Annotated in this window: 20 protein-coding genes; 2 read left to right on the top strand and 18 right to left on the bottom strand. The window is 69.5% G+C overall.

What is annotated here, in order from left to right:
- Positions 1-2 precede the first annotated feature (2 nt).
- The 12 genes from A6A29_RS34325 to A6A29_RS34260 form a co-directional block, all read right to left on the bottom strand.
- Positions 3-716, bottom strand: a complete 714-nt coding sequence (locus A6A29_RS34325) for an endonuclease/exonuclease/phosphatase family protein (protein WP_338012912.1) — start codon at positions 714-716, stop codon at positions 3-5.
- On the bottom strand, positions 682-1,428 hold the full coding sequence (tmk, locus tag A6A29_RS34320) for a dTMP kinase (protein WP_073726349.1): 747 nt from the start codon (positions 1,426-1,428) through the stop codon (positions 682-684). Before tmk ends, A6A29_RS34325 begins: the two co-directional genes overlap by 35 nt.
- Positions 1,425-2,531 carry a radical SAM protein gene (locus A6A29_RS34315; protein WP_073726347.1) on the bottom strand — a complete coding sequence of 369 codons (1,107 nt, stop codon included), beginning with the start codon at positions 2,529-2,531 and terminating at the stop codon, positions 1,425-1,427. The genes tmk and A6A29_RS34315 overlap by 4 nt, the downstream gene beginning before the upstream one ends.
- A gap of 1,213 nt (positions 2,532-3,744) precedes the next feature.
- Positions 3,745-4,011, bottom strand: a complete 267-nt coding sequence (locus A6A29_RS34300) for a hypothetical protein (RefSeq protein ID WP_241838759.1) — start codon at positions 4,009-4,011, stop codon at positions 3,745-3,747.
- 46 nt (positions 4,012-4,057) lie between these two features.
- Positions 4,058-4,510, bottom strand: a complete 453-nt coding sequence (locus tag A6A29_RS34295) for a hypothetical protein (protein ID WP_073726340.1) — start codon at positions 4,508-4,510, stop codon at positions 4,058-4,060.
- Between the two features lie 87 nt (positions 4,511-4,597).
- Positions 4,598-5,434 (bottom strand): helix-turn-helix domain-containing protein, encoded by an 837-nt coding sequence (locus tag A6A29_RS34290; RefSeq protein WP_073726338.1) that lies wholly within the window; start codon positions 5,432-5,434, stop codon positions 4,598-4,600.
- Between the two features lie 9 nt (positions 5,435-5,443).
- Complete coding sequence (locus tag A6A29_RS34285; protein ID WP_073726336.1) at positions 5,444-6,175, bottom strand: DUF6879 family protein; 732 nt, start codon at positions 6,173-6,175, stop codon at positions 5,444-5,446.
- A gap of 221 nt (positions 6,176-6,396) precedes the next feature.
- Entirely contained in the window at positions 6,397-6,576 is a 180-nt protein-coding gene (locus A6A29_RS34280) for a DUF397 domain-containing protein (protein WP_073726334.1), read from the bottom strand.
- Positions 6,577-6,702: 126 nt separating this feature from the next.
- The gene (locus tag A6A29_RS34275; protein WP_073726332.1) at positions 6,703-7,842 is read right to left on the bottom strand and encodes a hypothetical protein; all 1,140 of its coding nucleotides are present in this window, start codon (positions 7,840-7,842) and stop codon (positions 6,703-6,705) included.
- Positions 7,839-8,756 carry a lactate/malate family dehydrogenase gene (locus A6A29_RS34270; protein WP_073726330.1) on the bottom strand — a complete coding sequence of 306 codons (918 nt, stop codon included), beginning with the start codon at positions 8,754-8,756 and terminating at the stop codon, positions 7,839-7,841. The genes A6A29_RS34275 and A6A29_RS34270 overlap by 4 nt, the downstream gene beginning before the upstream one ends.
- Complete coding sequence (locus A6A29_RS34265; RefSeq protein WP_143197137.1) at positions 8,741-9,946, bottom strand: hypothetical protein; 1,206 nt, start codon at positions 9,944-9,946, stop codon at positions 8,741-8,743. Before A6A29_RS34265 ends, A6A29_RS34270 begins: the two co-directional genes overlap by 16 nt.
- A gap of 163 nt (positions 9,947-10,109) precedes the next feature.
- Complete coding sequence (locus tag A6A29_RS34260) at positions 10,110-10,532, bottom strand: ATP-binding protein (protein WP_073726586.1); 423 nt, start codon at positions 10,530-10,532, stop codon at positions 10,110-10,112.
- 438 nt (positions 10,533-10,970) lie between these two features.
- On the opposite strand from A6A29_RS34260, the gene A6A29_RS34255 reads away from it, so the two are divergent.
- Positions 10,971-12,371, top strand: a complete 1,401-nt coding sequence (locus tag A6A29_RS34255) for a hypothetical protein (protein ID WP_073726326.1) — start codon at positions 10,971-10,973, stop codon at positions 12,369-12,371.
- 585 nt (positions 12,372-12,956) lie between these two features.
- The gene (locus tag A6A29_RS34250) at positions 12,957-13,298 is read left to right on the top strand and encodes a DUF6233 domain-containing protein (RefSeq protein WP_073726324.1); all 342 of its coding nucleotides are present in this window, start codon (positions 12,957-12,959) and stop codon (positions 13,296-13,298) included.
- Between the two features lie 9 nt (positions 13,299-13,307).
- Here the strand turns inward: A6A29_RS34250 and A6A29_RS46025 are convergent, their stop codons facing one another.
- The 6 genes from A6A29_RS46025 to A6A29_RS34220 all read right to left on the bottom strand — a co-directional run bounded on the left by A6A29_RS46025 (position 13,308) and on the right by A6A29_RS34220 (position 17,299).
- On the bottom strand, positions 13,308-13,625 hold the full coding sequence (locus A6A29_RS46025) for a hypothetical protein (RefSeq protein ID WP_073726322.1): 318 nt from the start codon (positions 13,623-13,625) through the stop codon (positions 13,308-13,310).
- A gap of 7 nt (positions 13,626-13,632) precedes the next feature.
- Positions 13,633-14,571 carry a peptidoglycan recognition protein family protein gene (locus A6A29_RS34240; protein WP_274535854.1) on the bottom strand — a complete coding sequence of 313 codons (939 nt, stop codon included), beginning with the start codon at positions 14,569-14,571 and terminating at the stop codon, positions 13,633-13,635.
- Positions 14,572-14,642: 71 nt separating this feature from the next.
- Positions 14,643-14,906 (bottom strand): hypothetical protein, encoded by a 264-nt coding sequence (locus A6A29_RS34235; protein WP_073726318.1) that lies wholly within the window; start codon positions 14,904-14,906, stop codon positions 14,643-14,645.
- Between the two features lie 149 nt (positions 14,907-15,055).
- On the bottom strand, positions 15,056-15,778 hold the full coding sequence (locus A6A29_RS34230) for a glycine-rich domain-containing protein (RefSeq protein ID WP_073726316.1): 723 nt from the start codon (positions 15,776-15,778) through the stop codon (positions 15,056-15,058).
- A 47-nt stretch (positions 15,779-15,825) separates the two neighbouring features.
- Complete coding sequence (locus tag A6A29_RS34225) at positions 15,826-16,101, bottom strand: hypothetical protein (protein ID WP_143197136.1); 276 nt, start codon at positions 16,099-16,101, stop codon at positions 15,826-15,828.
- Between the two features lie 193 nt (positions 16,102-16,294).
- Positions 16,295-17,299 (bottom strand): hypothetical protein, encoded by a 1,005-nt coding sequence (locus tag A6A29_RS34220; protein WP_073726312.1) that lies wholly within the window; start codon positions 17,297-17,299, stop codon positions 16,295-16,297.
- Positions 17,300-17,305 lie beyond the last annotated feature (6 nt).

Below are 17,305 nucleotides of genomic sequence, written 5' to 3'. Positions count from 1 at the left end.
GGTTAGAACAGGGCCCCGACCAGGTCGGGCATACGGTCCGCGTCGGTCACCGTCAGCCGGGCCACCGGCTCCAGGTCCAGGGCCACCGTCAGCGCCGAGTGGTCCGTCAGCCGGCCCTCATCGGTCCGCGGCTCATGCACATACCGGCAGCCCTCGACACGGCCGGCGAGCGGCCCCGAAACGTGGGCGTGGTCGTACCTGTAACCGTCCCCGGTGCGCCCGACCCACGAGTACTCCAGGGCGTTCGGGGCCACCAGCCGGAACGCGTCCTGGTAACCGGCCTCCCCGAGCCCGGTGTAGAACTCGTACTCCCAGGTCCGGAACGTGCGGTACTTCGGCACGTGGTCCGGCTCCAGGATGTTCAGGTCCCCGATCACCAGCCGCTGCCCGGTCGCCCCGGACGGCAGCGCTGCGGCCAGGCCATCCAGGAACGTCCGCTTCCTGGTCACCTTGGCCTCGGTGGCATCCCTCGACGGCACATAGACCCCGACGACGTCCAGCGGCCCTGTGCCGGTCTCGACGGTCACTCCTGCGACCCGGTGAGGCAGGTACTCCACCGGGAGCGTCAGCGGCCGGGCAGGGAGCCGGGACACCACCATCACGCCCCGCTCCCTGGTCCCTTTGACGGGACGAGGGAACGTCACGTGGTACCCAGCGCCCTGGAATGCCTCGGCCAGGAACTCACACCCCGCACTGCGCGCTGTCTCCGTCAGCACCAGCACCGGCTCCGGCCTCACCCACAGGTACCGGAGCTGACGCTCCGCGCGCACCCGGGACGGGTTGCCGAGGTTGAACGTGAACACGCTCAGGGTCATTCTGGTCCTTCAACAATCGGGTGACAGCGGCCACGACTCGCAGGGCGACGTCCTCGGCATCCACTCCCGTGGCATCCACGTCCAGGACGCGGTGCCCCTTGTCCCGGAGGAACTTACCGGCCTCTATGAAGTAGGCACACTCGACGCGGCTGGAGCCCTCGGCCCGCTCGTACCGGGAGTGAGCTCCTCGGGCCGTGAGCCGGGCCTCGATCGCGTCCGGGTTGCCGCCCATCATGATGACCAGGTCCGGCTGGATCACGCCGGTGTTGAGCAGCCACACGAACTCGCGGTCGACGCCGTCCATGCACTGGAGTGCCAGGCTGCTGGCCACGTACCGGTCGCAGACCACGATGTCCCCGCGCTCCAGCGCCGGACGGATCACTTCGCCGTGCTTGTACCGGTCGGCGGCGATCAGGCAGGCCATGGCCGTGCCCTGGTACTCGTCCGTACCGTGCCGCGCGAGGTCACCCAGAGAGGTGTCTGTCGGCTCCCTGGTTGCCAGCACCGTCCGGCCCTCGTCGCGCAGCAGCCGCGCGACGAGGGCGGTCACCGTGGACTTTCCGACGCCGCCCGGCCCCTCGACCACCACCAACAGCCCTCGGCGTCTGGTCACGACACACCGACCACGGGCAGGACACGGGTCTGCGGGGGCACCACCGGGCATTGCTCACTATCCACGGCCCCGATGCGTTCACCCGCGGCTACCACTGCGGCCGGGCAGCCCTTCCCGCACTCCGCGTTCATGGAGCACCCGCCGCAGGTCGTGTTCGCGCCGAGCGTCCACCGGTCGTGGAACCGGTAGGCGTCCAGCCGGGCGCCGATGTCCTCGTGCTCCCACACGTTGCCCACGATGAAGTCGGTGTCCGGGTGCTGGGACACCTGGGTCCTGGCCGCGAACACCAGGTAGGGGCAGACGGTCACCTCCCCCTTCGTGAACACGTAGATGATGGTCCCGGCCTCACAACCGGCCAACGGCTTGTCCTCGTTGGGGAACCGGATGTGCACCATGTCCAGGCCCTCATCCGCGAAGGGCATCGTCAGGTGGTGGATCTCCCGCATATGGTCGTCCGGCCGACGCAGCTTCTTCTGCGAGTTCGCACCGCGGCCCATCGGGCCGAGCGGGTTCATCAGGACGTACGTCGCCCCCATGTCCCGGGCGAACTCGCACAGCTGCCGGTACTCGTCATCCTCCGCGAGGTTGTTCGGCGTGCACAGCAGCCCCTGGAGGATGCCCGCCTTCCCGAAGCGGCGCACGGTCTCCACGGTCTCCTCGAAGCCCTGCGGGCGCCCCCGGAACTTCCCGTGGCTGTCCGCCGAGAACCCGTCCAGCGACACGTTCATGTGGACGTCCAGCGCGGCCAGGGCGCGGATCTGCTCATCCGTCACCATCGTCGCGTTCGTGCACAGGCCCACGCCCATGCCGACGTCACGGAACGCGGCCGTGATCTCCAGGAGGTCCGGGTGCATGGCCGGCTCACCGCCGGTCAGCGTGACCCGGTTGACCCGGGCCTCGTGGAGTTGGGGGATCAGGCGCTCCCGCACCTGATTCAGCCGCATGTAGTCGCCGCGCTTCGTAGCGGAAACAAAGCAGTGCGCGCACCGCTCGTTGCACGGCTCGCACACCTGGATGAGCGCCTTGCGGTAGGGGTGGTCCACGGTCGTACGGAAGTAGCAGGACGCCGCTTGCGCGGCCTGCCGGATGGGACGTGCACTCATGGCAGTCTCCGTTCATGGGTTGCCCCCTGGACCCGCACGAGTCAAGGGCGGAAGTGGTCAGGCGCCACGCCACTGCTGCCCCAACACCGGGCACATTCGTGCCGGGGCAACAGTCGGTCCGGGACGCACGGTCAGTGCCGCACGGGGGTCACACACAGGGTGAGAAGGAGTCGGATGGCAGCGGGCGGCGCCAGAAGGTCCAGAACGCCACGATGCTCAGGTGCGTCCACCAGTCCCTCTACGAGGGTGAGCACGGCGGCCACGAGGCACGGGAGACCCATAGAACCTTGAACGCGCACTTCCTCCGCCAGGAGCCGCAGATGCCCATGCAAGAGACCCCGCAGAGCATCCACCTGCTCATCCGTCGGGATCGCATGCCCGGCAAGGGCACGGGTTGCGACGCCTTCGGCGATGTCGCAGGTGCGCTCCATGGCGGCCACGTCAATCGGTACCTGATGGCCCATCTGCCCCGTCACAGGGCACCACCAGGCGCGACCGCCAGGAGGACGAGGCACGCGCAGTACACCACCAGCAACCAGACGAGCACGGGATGCTCCCGGGAGAGGACCCGCCAAGCCGCACGCCCCGTACGCCCGTCAGAGCGCGCCCGGACACCGAACAGGCTCAGGATCACGGGCACGCACCGGAACGTGTCCTTCTCCGCCTCGGTCGAGGCAACCCGAACCGACATCACATGACCCCGTGGCGGCGGGGATCGCGGCAGGTGCCCTTCGTGGTGCCGCATGCGGCACACCCCTGGCCTTGTTCCTCAGTCGCGGGCGGGGTGGGAACGAACTCGCTGTCCATGGGTAGGTTCCTATCGTTGCTGGGCCCGCCCTCGCACGTTTGGCGGGGCGGGAGCTGTTGGAGCAATGGGTTCAGCTCACCGGGTCACCGGGTACTCGCGCAGCACGCCATCAAGCAGCCGTCGCAGCTGGGCCTTGCTGTGCGTCGTCGGGCGGCAATCCGAGCTGTGGGGCGGGTGGGCGTTCGCGTCGGGGCGCCCCGCCGCAGGACCGTAGGCCCGCGCTCGGGGTCCCAAGCCTCGCCCCGGGAAGTCATCGGCGTTCCTTCCGCCAGGCCCGGCCGAGCCGTATGACGGTCGCGCACCTCTCCCCCGCACGGCAGTCCTCGCACGACAGGGTGTGCCCGAGATACGTCTGATACGCACGGTCCGAGGGACGGACCGCGATCTGCCTCCCTATCGACGCCATCACTGGCCCGCCTTCCGCCCGGAGCAAGCGAGGGCATCCACGCATTCGCGGGGGAACCACAAGTACGTGGCACCGGTTGGGGGCCGGACCCGCTGTTCGCCGAGGTCGACACCCAGATCGGTGCCGAGCGGCGCCGCGCACCACACGCAGTGCGTACCCTGCTGCTGATCCATGGTCAGTTCGATGACCTTCGGAAGCGGCTTCTGCCGGGTGCTCGCCTGGTGGCGGTCCTCGGCAGGGACGAGCCGTTCGGCTCCAGTGGTCACGATCACACCTATCCTTCCCTTAAGCGGAGTTCAGCCGCCGGGCTTCTCACACGAACTCAGAGACCGGCAGGCGCAGCGGCCCGCCCGGACCGAACGCGGCGCCCAGAGCGGCCGGATCGGTCAGTCGGCCCGAACCGTCAGGGTTCTCCAGCCATCCGCAGCCGTTCAGATACTCGTGAGCCGGCGGACACAGCAGCGTCCACGGCTCAGTACGGATGGTCAGGACTCCGACGTCGGCGAGCTCCTGGTCCCCGTCGAGCGGGACCAGCCACCACGCAAGGTCGGCCTCGGGGTGGACGAGCACGGGGCCCAGGCGGTCAGATCCGACGCGCTCCATCGCGTCCATCGTCCGGGTCAGGGTCGTCTCGGCGACCAGCCAGGAGCGGCCTACGGGTATCGGAGCGAGCTGGGCACCTGCCCACCGGCGTCGCACAAAAGCGGGGTCCGGGGCGCAGGTGGCAAGCCAATCCGTGCCCGCGTGACGGGTTCGTGGGGCCATGATCTGAACCGTAGGGAGCACCGAGAATCAGCGGAGAGTCTGATTCTCGATTATTCGCCGGGCCCGATCAGTGATTCTCGGTGATGCTCACGGGCGGTCTACCTGTGCCCGCGCCCTGCTGATCAGCCGGTGCGCCGTCGACCCGTACACGGCCGCCGCGTTGAGCGCGTCCCACACCCGCTTGTACACGTTCACGCTGTCCGGGTCGTCGAGCCACAGCTCCGCGTGCCAGTCCTCCACGATCGTCAGACGGTCGTCGTACAGCCAGAAGCTGTTGCCGGGCGGGACGGCGACCTGGGCGCCGTACGGGACGATCCCGAGGCGCACAGTGTCCAGGCCGAGGATGCCGACGAGCCGGTCCAACTGCGCGGCGAGCACGGCAGGTGGGCACACCCCGGCGTGCAGCGCGGCCTCCCACATGATGATGTGGAACACCCGGCCGGGCTGGTACAGCAGCTCCTGCCTACGCATCCGCGCGCGCACCGCATCGTCTATGTCCCGAGGAGACCGGTGCAGGTCGGCGAAGCGGGTGAACACGGAGCGGGCGTAGTCCGGAGTCTGGAGCAGGCCGACCACCATGGAGCTCTGCCAGGCCCGCAACACGGTCGAGCGCTCGTACTCCACCAGCAGGGCGTCCTGGACCGGACGGTGCCCGGCCCGAAGCTGCCGACGCCACGACCGGGTGTGGGACTCCAGCCCCTCTAGCCGAGACAGGAGTTCACCGGCGACCGCCGGGTGCCCGGTCGCCTCGGCCCACGCCGTCAGGTCCTCGGCGGTCGCGGTCTGCCGCCCGGTCTCGATCTTGGAAACCTTGGACTGCGTCCACCCCAGCCGCGCGGCCAGCTCCCGGCCCGTGACCCCGGCACGCAGTTCTCGAAGCCGCGTGCCGAGGGATTCCCGGGCCTGCTGATAGTCCGTGCTCACATGTCGAAGCTACCGCTGCGCCTGGTCGTGCGGGACGGCATGGTGCCAGGCCGCCTCGCGGACCTGCGCGTACCGCAGCACCTCGACTGGGTTCGTGATCAGCTCAACGCCGAGGAGGTTGTCCTCGCCGTCGTGGAGCAGCAGCGCAACGACGCGGCTGTCGAAGATCCAGAAATCTTCCACCGGCAAGTGCAGTTCCTCGGCCTGCGACCGGGGCAGGATGCGGATGTCCTCGCCGACCGCGGTGTTCCGGCGGGCGTTGTCCAGGAGGTACAGCTGTCCCGGCGTCGACGGCTCATCCAGGATCCGCACCCGCTCGAACCGCACGCCCCGTGCGGTCTGCTCGCGGCGGTTGGTGCACCACGGGTCCTCAAGGTCCCACGTCACGGGCTCGCCGGCAGCGAACTGGCGGTAGGTGTCCGTGTCCTCGTCGGACGCGTACCGGAGGCGGGACTCCAGCCTCCACGCGGAGTGCTTGACCTTGGCGAACATGCCGCCGAAGTCCTCGAAGCTGATCATCTGCGGCACGCGGACCGGTTCCTTCGGGCCGAAGTTCGCGAGCAGCTCCCGGGGCACAGCGACCGCCCCTTCAGCCTCGGTGAAATTGTCGAGCTGGGCGAGTTCGCCAGGGTCGGTGACGCGGTCGCCCTGGACGACGAACCTGTCTCCGGCCACTTCGTACAGGGTCGGGCATCCGTCGTTGCCGCTGTTGGTGCCGACCTTACGCAGGTGTCGGGTCATCGGAACCTCCTGTGAGATGTGGCGCGCACCGTACCGAGGCCGCTGCCGCGGTCAACAGTGCGCCGAAATAGGCTGGATGTGCGGTCTCGTCCCGTCTGGGATGGCTCCGGATCGCGTCTGCGACCCGGGCTAGGATGACCGGCGGTGCGGGTCCACCGATTCGTGGCCCCGTGCTCCTGCGTCCGCCTAGCCCGGACCGGGCCAGCCCCGAAGGAGCTGCGCTACAGGGCGTTCTTCGAGAACTCCACGAAGGCTTTCCACGGGCCCGTCGGCATGCTCAGCGTGCCTGCCTTACGGTTTTTCGTGTCTCTGATCAGTACGACCTTCGCGTTGTCGGCGACCTCGACACAGTTGCCGGTCTTGGTGTAGCTGCTGGTGCGCCAGTTCGGCTTCTGTACCAACTCGACCCCTCCTCTGGTAGTGCTGGTGTGACGGACGGTATTGATGATCGAGGTTCCGGGAACAGCGCGCCGGTGATTTCCGGTATCCGCCGCTCGGCTTCTCGCCGGCGGCCCGCTGAGGCCGAGTCAGATCGTCGCGGCGACCTTGCCCAGCACGGCGGCGCTCGCCGGGACGTCGTGGCTCAACCGGACGGCCCGGTGGGGCAGCGCGGCGAGACGGTCCGCGACTTCCGCACGGGCGCTCGCCCGGCCGCCACCGTCCACGCCCTGCGCCAGCTCGAAGACGTCCGGGTACCGGTCCTCCGCCTTCCCCGACATGAAGTCCGCCTCGGCGAGCGTCCGGGTGCCGTCGACGACACCCGGTGCCGCATCGGCGTCGACCTGGGGGAAGAGGAGGCCAGCTGCGCGGCCGCCGTCGGCGAGCTGCACGCCGAAGAGGGCGGGGAACTGGTCCGGGAACACCTGGACCTTCCGCTCCCGCTTCCGCTCGGCGGTCTCCCACAGCGGCGTGAAGTCACCACCGAGGAGCGCCTCCGTCACCGACTGGTGCTGCGTCGGATGAAAGCTTCCGCCGGCCCGCAGGTGCTCGCGTGCGCCGACGTCCCAGCCGAGCGCCTGGACCAGGCCGAGGCCGAGCGCGGCGGCCGACGGCCACGGCACGACCTCGACGTCACGCTCGCCGGTCGGCCGAACAAGCACCCGGTCGTTGGCGAGGAGCTGCCAGCCGTTCGAGGCGAGGAGCAGCGCCGTCGTCGTCTTCCCGGCCCCCTTGTCGCCGAAGGCAAGCAGCGTCGCCCCGTCGGCTGGCCGGACGACGGCGGAGGAGTGAAGCACTGCCCACCCATCTCGCAGGAGCTGCCCCCGGACGGACTCGCGGGCGAGACGCGCGGCGGCCAGGGCGAGCGTCATCGAGTGGGCGCCGACGAGAACGAGGCGGCCAGTGGCCGGGGTACTGCGGTACGCGATCCACTCGTCCGGCGACGTCGCGATGATGTCCTCGCCATCACGGGCCAGCAGCAGCAGGTTCTTCGCGTAGTCGACCCCCTTGGTGTCGCGGCCGTCGTGGACGAGGTGGGTCAGCTCTTCGTACTGGTCGCGGTCGACGTCAGCGGAGACGACGGCCCCGGCGCACACCGTCGTCGGGTCCACGGAGGTGGCGTTCCACCACGGGCCGAAGTACCGCTGGGCCCAGTTGGTCACCTCCGGGCTGTTGCTTTGCACGGTGACGACCGCGGTGGCGGCCTCAAGCCGGGTAGCACTGATCACGAGGGGATCCTTTCGGAGAGGGAGGGCAATCGGGTGTAGGCGTCGCGGAGACTGCTGGCAGCAGAGTCCAGACGCAGGCGCTCGAAACGGGTGAGGGGCGGCAGACAGGGCACGGCCGTGCCGCCGGTGAAGCGCATGGGGATGCCGAGCCAGACGTCGCCGTACGGCACGGACAGCTCCTCGACCCCGTCGACCAGGCCGAGGACCTTGCGGAGCGCGGACAGTACGGCACCGGCAGGCCCGCAGCGGGTGCGGCCGATGCCGTCCCGGATCAACGCCGGCCGGGCCTGGAGGTCGTCCGTGACCTCGCGGATCGGGACGTCGGCGGGACGGTCGTTGACGGTCGTGGTCGAGGCGCAGGGGACGGCCTGGTCGCCGTGCTCGCCGATGACGTGGCCGTGCACTCGGTCCGGGGAGACCTGGGCGTACCGGGCCAGGAGAAGCCGGTAGCGGGCCGAGTCCAGGCCCGATCCGACCCCGTACACCCGGGCACACCCGGATGCCTCGGCGAAGCGGCGGGACATCAGGTCCACCGGGTTCGTGACGACGAGGACGCTGCCGCCGTACCCGCGCAGACTGCGGGCCAGGCTATCGAGCGCGGGTGCATTCGCAGCAGCACCACCACGGCGGATGTCCTGTGCCGCGGTGTTCGTGAAGCTCACGCGGAGGGCGATCACCACGGCGTCGCAGGCGTGGAGATCGGCGGCGTCGGCCGCCTCGACCCGTGTCAGCGACCCGACGGCCGCCCCGAGGTCCTGGAGGTCGGCGGCCAAGCCGTGCGCCTGCTCCAGCCGCCTGGTAACGACGAGGAGCCTGTCGGACAGCGCTATGGACACCAGCCCGGCCGTGAGTACCTGCCCGACCGCACCCGCCCCGACGACGCCCACCACCGGGCCCGTCACCGCAGGTCCCACGTGGTGTTCTCGACCTCGGCGAAAACCGCGTCCAGCAGGCCGAGCCCAGACATCGACCCAATGAGAAGGCCACTCACCCGCTCGATGACCGTCGCGATTCGGCGCCCGTAAGACACCAGCGCCCGCTGGCTGGCCGTCAGCGGGAGGTCCGCCGGGGCGCTCAGGCAGGTGCTCAAAATGTTCAGCAGGTCCATCAGTGAGAGGACCATGACCTCCCGGATCTGCTCAAGCCGCTCGGCCTTCGGCCGGTGCGCGAAGAAGCGGCCCAGCGTCGCCCATACGCCCTCTGTGATCTGCTGTTCGGTTCGCAGCTCGTGGTGGCACAGGGCCAGCAGGAGCGACCGCCCGCAGAGCTTCGCGATATCTGGCTGCGGTCCAGCCGCCCAGTGAAGCGCCGGGTCGATGAACGTCAGCCGGTGGCCGGCGAGGTAGACGTGCTCGGGCTTGAGGTCCCCGAACACAGCGATCTTGTGCCGTGGGCTGATCGCAGCCGCGAGCCGCAGCAGTCGACGGGCCCCGTTCGCGACCAGGTCGACGACCGCCAGGCGCTCGTCCTCCGGAAGCCCGCTGTCCCTGCCGAGGCCAGCGATGTACCGGGCTGCGGTCGGGCCTTTGAACTTGCGCAGGAACACGTCCGTTATCGACCGCTCGGTGATCGGCCACGCCCCACGCAGATACTGCGCCCCCTCCGGCCCGTGCAGGGTCTTCAGCGACAGCAGCACCGAGTCCAGTAAGGCGCCCGTGTCCCAGGGTCGGACCGTCAGCTCCTCGGCGACCGTCGTCCCCGGCACCGCCCGAGTGAACAGGACCCCAGCCCGGACCCCCTCTGTATCGCAGACCCGGGGCCGGTCGAGCTGGTGAAGAAACCTGAGGTGCTGGTGCTCCCTCAACGTCACCAGGTCGGCGCTCCTGACGTACAGGTGCTGTGCCTCTTGCACTTCTTCCCACATCCCCTTGGCGCCGCGCAGGACGGACACCAGGGAGGCGCTCAGCCACCCGTACTTCGCAAAGTGCGTCTCGCCGTCGACCGTGACCTGGCAGACGTAGGAGGTAACGCTCGGGCACTGCGGACCGAGGACAGCGCCTCTCCCCGGCCACATGTCCTCGGCCGCGAGGGCGATGGTCCGCCGGCTTGCCGCGTACAGCGGGTCCGCGTTCACCACCGTGTCCCCGCTCGTGGTCAGCGTCATCATTTGCTCCGTTCTGGGGTCGTGTTGGGTGTCGGCCGCGCGCTCGGGGCGCAGCTCGATATCGCAACCAGCGCATCGGCGCGTTCAGTTGCTCGTGATGCCGAGATAGAGAGCCGCGAGAAGCGCGGCCAGGGACGTCCAGTAGAGGAGCTGCTGCGTGCGCTCACTCACCGAGCCCTACCTCAACCGGGCCCAGAACGGCCCACACTCTCTTCCCCCAGCGCACCGGGGCGACGCCCCACCGGCCGACGCTCAGCGCGTCCACGATCCCCAGGCCGCGCCCGGACTTCTGGTCGGCATCGGCGACCCGGTACGTCGGGAGTTCCTTCGACATGTCGGTCACCACGACCTGGACCCGGCCCTCTCCGAGATGCGTCACGGTCACGCGGACCGAGTCCCGGGCCGCGTGCAGGACGGCGTTCGTCATCAGTTCGCTGACAACGAGTTCGGCGGCGTCCCGGATCTCGTCGAGACCCCACACGTCGAGGGCCAGCGCGACCAGCCGCCGGGCATCACCAACACATCCGGCGGACCTCGGCAGCGTCTCGGCGTACGCGGGCAGATAGCCCGCTCCGGTCTCCACCATGGCGATGGCCCCCTTCCCGCCGGCCCTGGAGGCTCGGGAAACTGTCCGAGCCGAGGAGACAGCTCGGGCGGTCTCAGTCATCCTCACCACCGCCCCGTCGAGGATGTCGTTGTGCATCAACCCCGCAGGGATGGCGATCGCGCCGAACAGCACGCCAGGGCAAAACCATTTGGCGCCCTCGGCCTCCCAGCTGTCGATGCCTTCACGGATGTCCGGGGCCACGTGCAACAGCCAGTGATCTCCGGCAAGCGTTCTTTCGCTGGAGGTCGCCAGCGAAGCCGACGACCCTTTCGTGTCCTTCATCCATGCCCCCAAGCGGCAATACGGATTGATGTGACTCACGTCATGCAACCGGGAGTTACCTTGGGATGGATAGCACCGGTCAACGCTCGAGGCGTTTACCGGGTTTAACGCCCTGCTTGGGAGGGTGCACCCACCGTGACGAGTACACGTGTGCGCAATGAAGGACTTCGACTCGCCCTAGAAGAGGCTGGCCTGACGTACGGCCAGATCGCCGCCGACATCCGCAGCATCGCGGCCGAAGCCGGCGACACCCTGCGGACGAACCCCTCCGCCGTGGCCCACTGGGTCGCCGGGCGGCCGCCCTCCCCGCCGACAGCCGCATACATTGCGGAAGCCCTGTCCCGCCGCCTCGGGCGGCACCTCACGCCATCGGACTTCGGCTGGGAGGACCTCGGGCACGGCAACGGGCCCGATACCCGGCTTGGGTTGGGCATCGGACCCGATCCTGTGGACATCGTACGGCGAATCGGGGAGGCAGACATCAATCGCAGAAAGTTCTTGACAGGGGCGGCCTACAGCGTCGCCGGGGCGGCTCTCCCGCTCGGCGCCGCCGACGCCGCCGAAGCACGCCACCCATCAACCACTGGTACCACCGGGCAGAAGGTCGGGGCGGCTGATATCGACGCCGTCCGGTCCATGCTCACCGCGTTCACTGCGATCGACGAGCGCCAGGGCGGGCGGCACGGCCGCCCCGCAATGGTGCAGTACCTCCGCACGGACGTCACCGGCCTCACCCAGGGCCGGTTCACTCAGGAGAGCATCCGGAGCGAAGCGCTCACGGCCGCCGCGGCATTCACCTTCCTCGCAGGTTGGAAAGCGTACGACGCCGGTGAGCACGGCCTCGCCCAGCGCTACTACCTCCAGACCCTCGGCCTGGCCCGCGAGGCCGAGAACCCGCTCCACCAGGCGTGGGTCCTGCGAATCATGGCCCACAATGGCCTGGACATCGGCCAGCCGGACCACACCCTCGGCCTGGCCGACGCCGCCCTCGATGTGGCCAAGAACCGCGCCGAGCCTGGGATTATGTCGATGCTCGTCATCTGCCGCGCACGCGCCCTCGCGCACGCCGACCGGGGTGCGGAAGCCGTCTCCGAGGTCCGCCGCGCTCAGGATCTCGCGATCCGGGGCGAGGGCGACGAGATGCCGTACTGGCTCACCCTGTCCGGCAAGCCCCGTGCGGCCGTTGACACCCACGCGGCGAAGATCTTCCGAGCCCTCCGCGACCACCCCAACGCGGAGAAGCAGTACGCCGCCGCCGCGCGCAGCTACGGCAGCGCCAACGGCGGAGGCCTGTCCCGCATCACCGCCCTGTCGCTCGCCGCGCAGGGCCGGGAGCAGGCGGCCCAGGGCCACCTGGAAATGGCCTGCCGCACCTGGGAAAGGGCTGTCAGCGGTTTCGAAGGGGTCTACTCCGACCGCGCCGTCAAGCAGGTCGCCGGGATCCGCCGCCAGCTCGCCATCTTCGAGCGCCGCGGTGTCAGCGCGGCGCTCCAGCTCGACGAGCAGGCCCGCACCTGGCAGCTCGCTCACTCCTGACCCGGACACGAAGGTGCCCCGCTCGTCGATGACGAGCGGGGCACCTCTGCGGGCCCTGAAGCAGCAGCAAGAGCTTACTGGACATTCCTCACGGTACGCCCGGGGTCAGACATCCTTCCGAGACGGTGTCGAGCCCGGCCGCACTCACGGGGGAGGGAGCGCGACCGGGCTCGTCAGCGGCGCCATGAAGGGGCCGAGTCGCACGGCTGCTTGGGAGAAACCGCGCGGATCATCAGTGTCCACCATCAACATGCCGAGCGCAGGCAAACCGGCAAAAGCGGGCGCCCCGGGGCCGTGAGGCCGGGACGCCCAGTCTCAGGAACCGGCCGTTGGCCGCCGGCCCGGCGTATCCGGGTCGGGGCACAGGTGCGCCAGCCGCCGGTTCGCTTCGTCGACCGCGCCACGGAGCGAACCGGCGCCGTTCGGATGCAGCTCGTGCTCCATCCGCCCGAAGCGGAGCCCCATCCCGGACACCGGCCCCCACCTGCACGGACATGGTCCGGGCACGGTCCGGGCACGCTGTCCGTTCCAGGCTCGCCATGGGTTGCACTGGCCAGCGCCTGCCCACCGACTAGACTCGAACATATGTCCGAAACTATTGCACGTCTGGAGGCGCTGCTCTTCCTGAGGCGATTCCAGGAACAGCAGCTCGATAAGACGGATCGGTGGATCGCCGCCGAGAGGCGCCGCGTCGCCGAGAAGGAGCAGGGCGAGCGGGCCAAACCGCCCCTGCCCGACTACGTGGTCGAGGTGGGCATCGGCTCCGGCGCGAAACCTGTCATGATCCACGCCGGGCACTGCTACATGCTCCCGGACCGCCACCGTGCCATCACCCGAGAGCAGGCGATGGCAGCCCTCACCGAGCACGCCGACCGCGTACCCCCGTGCACCCACTGCCGCCCGGACACCGAGCTCGGCATCCCGTAGTCCGGACGCTCAGATCAGGGCCCCGGCGACCCAGCCACCAACCGTGCCCAGGACCGCAGCCGCACCGACCCCAATCCACACGAGCCGCTCGACGGCAGCCAGCCGGGCCGGATGGTCCCCCTGCGCCGATATCGCCGACTCCGCACCGTCGACCCGCGACTCCAGCGCGGTGAGGGTCGTGCGCTGATCGGCCAACTCCTGGTCGACGCGGTCTGTCCGGTGCACCAGGAGGGCAAGACTTCCCTTGATCTCGGCGAGCCCTTCGCCCAGGGTCCCACGCAGCCGCTCCAGCTCCAGGGCCAGGCCGCGGTTCGGCTCGTCGGTCACTGTCGACCTACTTCCAGTAGAGGACCTGGGCCTGGCCGGACACCAGGGTGTGAGTGTCCGCGTCGTCGAACACGATGTATTCGACACTGAGCACCGCGGCGGAGTCGACGTGACCGCCACCGTTGGTAACCGCGATGAAGGTGTCCCCTTCGGTGCCCACGTGCTCGACGGCTGGACCGTTCTTGGACCGCTTCCCGGACGTCGTCTCGACGTAGCGGGTCTGGATCGGGGCCCCAGCCGGCACACCGGACAGCCGCAGGAACACGGTGCCGGAGTAGTCGGCGGGGCCGGTCACCAGCCCGCCGGAGAGCGGTACCGTCAGCCACTGCCCGCCCGGCCGGCGCTTCACCGGCTTGACCTTGGGGTTTGATCGCCTCGGCATGTCGTCGTCCTTCGCGTCGTTGGGATTCCAATTGGCGGGGTGGGCCAGGCGCGCGGCGACGGCGGCCCGGAGAGCGCCCATGTTCAGCCGCGGGTCGACCGGCTTGCGCCGCGTCGCCTCCCGGTGGGCCCACACACTGTTCGCGGACCAGCCATGGTGTCGGCAGCGCGCCGCCTGGACCCTTACGGCGACGTCGTATTGAGCGGGCGTCCACTCCCGGCCGAGAGCACCGGAGTTCTCGCACTCCAGCCCGTAGGAGTGCCGGTTGCCATCGATCGGCTCGGCCGCGTCCGGCGCCGGGTGCGCCGCGCGCCCGTTCAACACCGCTGTGAAGGCATTCTGCGCGACCGTCCCCGCGTGATTGGCACGCCCGGACCCGACTAGATACAGGCGCCCAGCGCGGTCGAGGTAGTCGTGGCACAGCGGCCCGGGGAGCTGCGGTGTGCCGGTGAAGCAGAGGCGTGAGAGACCCGGCCCCTCCCCTGCGGTGTGGTGAATCATCGCTGCGTGTACCGGACCCCAAGGCCCTTTGTGGTTGCGACTATTGGTGCGCCACCCGGGCATCTCCACGATGCAGGTGACGCCTTCCGCGCGCAGCGCCCTGAGCCACTGGGTCGGAGTCATCGGTGTGGCCATCACACACCCTCCGGCCAATGCCAGGAGCCACCGACCCGCCCCTCGTCGGCGCGCACACACCCACCGGCCGACAGCGGGTGGAAAAACTGGCCGGTTGGATTGAGGACGGCAAGCCCGACGCGGCCGGGGTCCTCCGGGTCGATCTCGGTGACGATGGCCGCGCGGCACGACGGCGGGAATTCCTGCGATCCGTCGCTGCGTACGGGCGTGCCGTGCGACACGTAGTGCACGGTGCGGCCCACGGTCGGAGCGGGGGCAGACATGGGTACCTCCAGGATGAAAGTCGGTCTCCGGACACTGTCCGGACAATGATCGAAGTCGTGTCCGCACCATGTCCGGCCACGAGGGGCGCAGGGCCGCGACCTGTTCGGACACCGTCCGGACCGTGTCCGAACAGAGGCGGACCGCGCGTCTACCCATACAACTCAACGATGACGAGGCCGTTGCCGCCTTTGCCTCCGGACTCTGCGGGGCCGTCGTACGAGAACGCGCCACCGGCACCGCCCCCGTAACCACGGGGTGCACCGCCCGGTCCGGTGGTACTGCGTCCGTACCCGCCAAAACCGAGGTGCGAGTCTCCTCCCCTGCCGGACAGGCCCTGCGAGGCACTGATACGGAGAGCGCCCTCACCGGCGCCGCCACCGATCGCGAGTTGTCCCGTACCGGTGGCGGCTCCCAGAATCGCGTTGGCGGTGACATTGGTGTCGCCGCTGGCCGTGTTCGCGCTGCCGCCGGGTCCTCCGAACGTGGTGACGACCCCGGCGAAGCTGGACCCCCCGCCGTCGTCGCCCGGGTTGTTCCCGGCGCCGCCTGCTCCGCCTTCGCCAACGACAATGGATTCGACGGCGCCGATCTCGCCTACCTTGAACAGGCTCTCGCTGTATCCGCCGCCGCCCGCGCCGGGGCGAGGAATGCTGCCGTTGGCGCTGGAGTCCGCACCGCCGGAGCCGCCACCGGCCGCCTGGACTCGCACCCGGATTCGGGCGAGCCACGGGTAGTCCCCCTTTCGGAACTGGGCGGTCCCCGGTGTACGGAAGTAGAGGGTCTCGCGAAGGCCCATCGTGCCGGGATTCAGGCACAGCTCGCCTTCCGGGGACACGTTGAAATAGTCGCCGCACGCGCAGACGGATGCCATGACTCACCTCACGGAGAAGACGTGTGAGCCCGGCCCAAAACCAGCGGCTATACGAGAGTATCCGGAGCCGTCACCGAGGTCGCGGTCATGTGCACCGCGATGTCGGGCCCGGCCGGTACGGACGGCAGCAGGCCCAGCCCGAGGAGCGGCCGGGACCTCCAGATGCGGACCACGGCCCGCTTAGTAGTGGCCTCCTCGACTGCGACAGTGACCGTTGTCCCGTCCCGCCCGCAGTCGACTGGTACGGCGCCGAGGACCGGCGGCGCGACCAGCTCCCGCCCGTACACCCACACCGCCCGCCCGTCGTCCCCCGTCACGATCACGGCGGCCAGGACCACCGTGCCGGGCGCCCCGGGCTTCCCAGCCGGTCCGCGCTCGCCAGGCTCCCCCGGGGGTCCCGCTGGCCTACGACCCTGTTGCGAAGTGCTGGTGCGGGCCCGGCGATTGAGGTCCCTCAGCATCCCGCTCAGCGGGTTGCCGGGGTTGCGGTGTGCTGCTGTTCCTCGTGCGGCCACGTCATCCTCCTGCCGGGGTGAGCTGGACGCCGACAGTTTCCCCGTCGCCGTCCTCGGTGACCTTGACGGACACGATCTTCAGGGCCTGGGAGATGGTCCGGCAGGTCGCGGTCGTCGTCACGTCCACGCACCAGCCGGGGACCAGTGTCGGCACGTCGACCGCAGCGTCGGGCGACAGCGTCGTCTGCTGGGAGTCCAGGAACACCGGGGCGGGCAGATTCGCGCTTAGCCTGGACTTGGCCGCGCCGGTCGCCGAGGCGTCGTCCAGTACCGAGGTCTCCTCAACTGCTTGCTCCAGCAGCCCGTAGTACGGATCGAGTCCGCCGGCAACGCCCTTGACGCCGTCCTTGCCGTGGACCACCCACCGGGTCGCGAGAGCGGCCCCGTCCTCCGCGACTGACAGACCGGCCGGGAAATCTCCATCGGTCAGGGACCCGACGCGGCCAGCGAATGCCTCCGGAAGCAGCAGGATGCGCGAGCCCACGGCCGTGAAGTCCAGGCCGGTGTCCGCGAGGTCACGCAGGTGGTCCCCGGTCTGCCCGACATCCACCTCGTACTCCCTGCGGCCGCGAATACGGGTGGGCTCGACGATCTCCACGCTGTGGCCCGGGTCATCCGGCGCGAATCCGTCGTGGATAAGCCACTCCGCGATCTCCGCAAGCTCCCGGTCCACGAACTGGACGTCGGAGTGCGGCACCCTGCGGTCCAGCCACGCAGTGATGTCGTAGGCCCGAATCTCCACACCGTCGGCCTTCCACTTCGGCGCGAGGATCGGCCCCTCCCACACCGGGTGGCCGTCCCGGAACAGGCACAGCTTGTGTCTCCAGGCCCTGACCTGAGCCAGTGACCCACAGCAATCCGCGTCCGGGTGGACGACAATGCGGGCCTGTGACGTGTCGTCCAGCACCCTCGTCCACTCCACCTCGACAAGGGTGTTTGCCGTAGACACCACCGCCCCGCCCCGGTCCACGATGAGCGCCTGGTGCGTGCCGCATCCGACTGGCATCCTGTC

Origin of the sequence: Streptomyces sp. TSRI0281 (genome assembly GCF_001905125.1) — a bacterium.
Taxonomy (GTDB): Bacteria; Actinomycetota; Actinomycetes; order Streptomycetales; family Streptomycetaceae; genus Streptomyces.
Note: the sequence above shows the minus strand (reverse complement) of the source record. Positions and strands in the feature narration are given on the sequence as shown.

Bases quoted from the DNA above. Each gene is read 5' to 3' on its own strand.
- A6A29_RS34240 (WP_274535854.1), bottom strand. From the start codon at position 14,571: ATGCCCGGGTGGCGCACCAATAGTCGCAACCACAAAGGGCCTTGGGGT.
- A6A29_RS34295 (WP_073726340.1), bottom strand. From the start codon at position 4,510: ATGGCCCCACGAACCCGTCACGCGGGCACGGATTGGCTTGCCACCTGC.
- A6A29_RS34220 (WP_073726312.1), bottom strand. From the start codon at position 17,299: ATGCCAGTCGGATGCGGCACGCACCAGGCGCTCATCGTGGACCGGGGC.
- A6A29_RS34285 (WP_073726336.1), bottom strand. From the start codon at position 6,175: ATGACCCGACACCTGCGTAAGGTCGGCACCAACAGCGGCAACGACGGA.
- A6A29_RS34260 (WP_073726586.1), bottom strand. From the start codon at position 10,532: ATGGTGGAGACCGGAGCGGGCTATCTGCCCGCGTACGCCGAGACGCTG.
- A6A29_RS34235 (WP_073726318.1), bottom strand. From the start codon at position 14,906: ATGTCTGCCCCCGCTCCGACCGTGGGCCGCACCGTGCACTACGTGTCG.
- A6A29_RS34315 (WP_073726347.1), bottom strand. From the start codon at position 2,531: ATGAGTGCACGTCCCATCCGGCAGGCCGCGCAAGCGGCGTCCTGCTAC.
- A6A29_RS34230 (WP_073726316.1), bottom strand. From the start codon at position 15,778: ATGGCATCCGTCTGCGCGTGCGGCGACTATTTCAACGTGTCCCCGGAA.
- A6A29_RS34250 (WP_073726324.1), top strand. From the start codon at position 12,957: ATGTCCGAAACTATTGCACGTCTGGAGGCGCTGCTCTTCCTGAGGCGA.
- A6A29_RS34265 (WP_143197137.1), bottom strand. From the start codon at position 9,946: ATGACGCTGACCACGAGCGGGGACACGGTGGTGAACGCGGACCCGCTG.